Source organism: Micrococcus sp. HSID17227 (genome assembly GCF_003989405.1).
In the GTDB taxonomy this organism is placed as follows: domain Bacteria; phylum Actinomycetota; class Actinomycetes; order Actinomycetales; family Micrococcaceae; genus Micrococcus; species Micrococcus luteus.
Window position 1 is genome coordinate 1 of the sequence record NZ_RBLN01000205.1, and the last position, 3,848, is coordinate 3,848.

The 3,848-nt window shown below is 72.5% G+C and carries 4 protein-coding genes, 1 tRNA gene and 1 pseudogene; 3 read left to right on the forward strand and 3 right to left on the reverse strand.

The genetic code is table 11. The features are described from left to right. The coding region (gene mptB, locus D8M29_RS09460; protein ID WP_127445929.1) for a polyprenol phosphomannose-dependent alpha 1,6 mannosyltransferase MptB at window positions 1–1,566 on the reverse strand (1,566 nt) is incomplete at its 3' end. Window positions 1,567–1,656: 90 nt separating this feature from the next. Between mptB and orn the strand changes: the two genes are divergently transcribed. Beyond that, window positions 1,657–2,283, forward strand: a complete 627-nt coding sequence (orn, locus tag D8M29_RS09465; protein WP_002857127.1) for an oligoribonuclease — start codon at window positions 1,657–1,659, stop codon at window positions 2,281–2,283. 103 nt (window positions 2,284–2,386) lie between these two features. Continuing rightward, a tRNA-His gene (locus tag D8M29_RS09470) sits at window positions 2,387–2,462 on the forward strand. Here the strand turns inward: D8M29_RS09470 and D8M29_RS09475 are convergent. Then, entirely contained in the window at window positions 2,441–3,016 is a 576-nt protein-coding gene (locus tag D8M29_RS09475; RefSeq protein ID WP_369814512.1) for a hypothetical protein, read from the reverse strand. The genes D8M29_RS09470 and D8M29_RS09475 overlap by 22 nt on opposite strands. Window positions 3,017–3,224: 208 nt before the next feature. On the opposite strand from D8M29_RS09475, the gene D8M29_RS09480 reads away from it, so the two are divergent. Further along, window positions 3,225–3,530: an antibiotic biosynthesis monooxygenase gene (locus D8M29_RS09480; protein ID WP_010078879.1), complete on the forward strand. Its 306-nt coding sequence runs from the start codon at window positions 3,225–3,227 to the stop codon at window positions 3,528–3,530. Here the strand turns inward: D8M29_RS09480 and D8M29_RS09485 are convergent. After that, window positions 3,446–3,848: pseudogene (locus D8M29_RS09485) on the reverse strand (cation-transporting P-type ATPase); the annotation flags it as partial. The gene D8M29_RS09480 and the pseudogene D8M29_RS09485 overlap by 85 nt on opposite strands.

The window sequence follows — 3,848 nt, forward strand, 5'->3', positions numbered from 1 at the left end:
GAACCGGCTGGTGCGGCGGTCCACGACGAGGATCCACAGCAGACACACGGCGGAGACGATCAGGGACACGGCCTTGGCCTGGTCCGCGATGTCCAGGAACTGCCAGGTGAAGAGCTGGTCCGACGCACCGAACGCCAGGAAGTAGCCGACCGTGAACACGACCCACTTGATCTGCCAGTTGTCCCGGATGCCGATCACAGCGAAGAACGGCAGCAGCCACAGCAGGTACCAGGGCTGGATGATGGGCGAGAGGATCACCAGCGCGGTGAACGCCCACGTCATGCGCGTCATCACGCGGTCCTGGCGGCCGAGGAACATCAGGGCCAGCACGATGAGCACCGAGAGCACGCGTCCGGCGGTCTTGTACACGCCCTCGACGGCCTGCACGTCCGCCCCCTGTCCGAGGAGCTCGCTCGCCCCCACCGTGAGGAGGGACAGCATGCCGATCGGCCCCCACGGCACGGTGCCCGTGCCCGTGCCGACCATGACGGCCACCCAGCCGAAGCCGAAGCCGTTGAGCACGCCCACCAGGGCCATGAGGCCGAAGGAGATCCCGGCGGTGAGGGCCCAGAAGGCGAACCGGCGCGGCCATCGGGCCGTCGGGCCGGCCCACAGCAGGCCGATGAACGGGAGCAGCACGAGGGTGATGGGCTTGATGCCCAGGGACAGGGTGACCAGCACGACGCCGGCCACCCCCCACGCGACGGACTGCCCGGGCCGCTGGGGGCGGAGCGGATGCCCGGCGCGCAGCGCGCACCACGTGCCGGCCAGGGCGAGGCCGACCATGAGGGCGTCGTTGTGCCCGGACGCGACGAAGCTGATGGTGAAGAGCGGGTTGGCGGCGCTGATCCACTGCGCCCACGCACCGTTGACGCCCAGCCGGCGGGCCAGCAGCGGCACGAAGACCATGATCAGCGCGACGCCGGCCACCGCCACCAGGCGGAACAGGAAGATCGCCAGGTCCGGGTTCATGTCCCCCGAGATCGCGACGACGGCCTGCTCGATCCACAGGAAGATCGGACCGTACGGGGTCTCGGAGTCCGCCCAGGTCGCGTCCGCTCCGAGCTGGAACCAGTTGGACAGCGAGGAGATCGTGTCCACGTAGGGGTCCTGCCCCGCCACCATGAGACGGCCCTGCCCCACGTAGGCGAAGATGTCCCGGCTGAAGATCGGCAGTGCCACGACCTGGGGCAGGCACCACAGGACGGTGGCGAGGTTGACCGTGCGCAAAGCGCCGCGGCCGAAGGGGCGGATCGTCTGGCCCAGCCGCAGCCAGGCCCAGAACATCACCCAGCAGCCGAGGGTGAGGAGCACCGTGCCGGCCAGCACGCCGGTCTCCTGGGTGCGCCACGGGATCAGCCACTGCCAGCGGTTGATCGGGGAGGCCGAGGCCAGCCAGCCGACGGAGTACGAGCCCACCACCAGGAGGAGGGAGCCGAGGGTCCCCACCAGGATGGGCCACCAGTCCGCGCCGGCGACCTGGGGGTCCGCGCGGAGGCCGCCGACGCCGACGTACTCCGGCCGGTGGGCCGTGGACCCGGACGGACGCGGGGTCGACACGCTCATGCGACGGGTCCTTCCGTGCGGTCCTGCGTGGGCGCGCGAGGGCGCGGCTCGCTCGAATCTACCATCGTGACACGCGAGTAGCCTGGGGGCATGAGCGAGACGAGCACCCCCGCGCCGGAGAGCGCCCCCCTGGTCTGGATCGACTGCGAGATGACCGGCCTGCACCCCCAGGTCGACGAGCTCGTCGAGGTGGCGGTGCTCATCACGGACGCCGAGCTGAACATCCTGGACGAGGGCATCGACCTGGTGATCCGTCCCTCCGCGGCCGCCCTCGAGCAGATGGACCCGTTCGTCCGGGACATGCACACCACCTCGGGCCTCCTGCCGGAGCTCGCGGAGGGCCTCGAGCTCGACGACGCCGCCGCGCGCGTCCTCGAGTACATCGCCGCCCGCGTGCCCGCCGGCAAGGGCCTGCTGGCCGGCAACACGGTGGGCCAGGACAAGCTGTTCCTCGCCCGCTACATGCCCGCCGTCGTCGACCACCTGCACTACCGGATCGTGGACGTGTCCACCGTGAAGGAGCTGGCCCGGCGCTGGTACCCGCGCGCCTACTACCAGGCCCCCGCCAAGACCGGCGGCCACCGCGCCCTCGGGGACATCAAGGACTCCATCACCGAGCTGCGCTACTACCGGGCCGCCGTCATGGCCCCCGCCCCCGGCCCCACCACGGAGGAGGCCCGCGCCATCGCGGAGGTGGTGTCCGGGGCGCAGGCCTGAGCAGGCACTCCCGGCCCCACTGCCCCGATTCGGCGCTGCGCGGGATCTCGTGTACTGTGGACCCCGCTGCGCCGCGCGGATCCGTCCGTGTGAAGCAGACATGGTGGGCGTAGCTCAGTCGGCAGAGCGTCTGGTTGTGGTCCAGAAGGTCGCGGGTTCAATCCCCGTCGCTCACCCCACTCGAAGCCCCCGGAATCCTTACTGGTTCCGGGGGCTTCTTCGTGTGCTCCCCGAGCGGGCCGCGCTCCCCCTGCGCCCGCAGCTGCGGGATCGTGGTGCCAGCCGAGTCCCGCGTGGCCGCGGCGAGCGAGTCGGCCGCCGGACCGGTGAGGCCGGCGTCGTCCAGGGCCGCGGGCAGCGTGGCGGCGAGGGCGATGGACAGGGTGGCCCCGGCGAACGCGGTGCCCAGCGCTGAGCCGATCTGCCGGACCGTGCTCTGCGTCGCGGCGCCCTGACCCGAGATCTGCACGGGGATGTCCTGGAGCACCATGTCCGTCAGCTGCGCCGAGGCCAGGCCGAGCCCGAGGCCGTACACGACGAGGGGCACGGCGACGAGCCAACCCGAGGTGTCCGGGCCCAGGAGCAGGGCGAGCGCCACGACCCCGGCCACCTCCAGGCCCAGCCCGATCAGCACGGTGCCCGGGGCGCCGAACCGGGCCGCCAGGTGACGGGCCGCGGCGTCCGAGAGGAACGCGCCTGCGGCCATCGCGGCCAGGACCAGGCCCGCCCCCATCACGTCCAGGCCGAGCGGCGCACCTTCTCGCGGTGTCGCTCCAACCCTTCGAACAGCGCGAGGGCGAGCGCCGCGACCGCGAGCGCGACGGGGACGACGCCGCCGGGCATCAACCGCTCGACGGATCCCCGGTCCGCTGCCGGGCGTAGAGTCGGCCGGTGAGGGCGTCGACCCGACGCCGCACCCCCGCCGACGAGGAGGCCAGCCCATGTCCGTCGTGAAGATCAACGCCATCAGCGTCCCCGAGGGCGCCGGCCCGGAACTCGAGAAGCGGTTCGCCGCCCGCAAGCACGCGGTGGACCAGGAGCCGGGCTTCGAGGGCTTCCAGCTGCTCCGGCCCACCGCGGGCGAGGACCGCTACTTCGTGGTCACGACGTGGGCGTCGGAGGAGGACTTCCAGCGCTGGCGGGACGGGCGCATGCCCGCCGCTCACGCCGCCGAGCAGGGCGGCCGCCCGGCGCCGGTCGCCACGGGCGCCGACCTGCTCGAGTTCGAGGTCGTGGACCTGGGCTGACCCGGGCGCCGCAGCAGGCGCATCGCGTTCACGATGACCAGCAGCACGGACGCCTCGTGCACGAGCATGCCGACGGCCATCGTGACGCCGCCGGCGAAGACGCCGGCCAGCAGGGCCACGACGGTCACGAGGGAGATCGCGATGTTCTGCCGCATCACCCGCACCGTGCGCCGGGCCAGATCGAGCGCCTGCGGCAGCCGCTCGAGCCGGTCGCCCATCAGGGCGATGTCCGCGGTCTCGATGGCCACACCGGAGCCGGCCGCGCCCATGGCCACGCCGATGTCCGCCGTCGCCAGGGCCGGGGCGTCGTTGACGCCG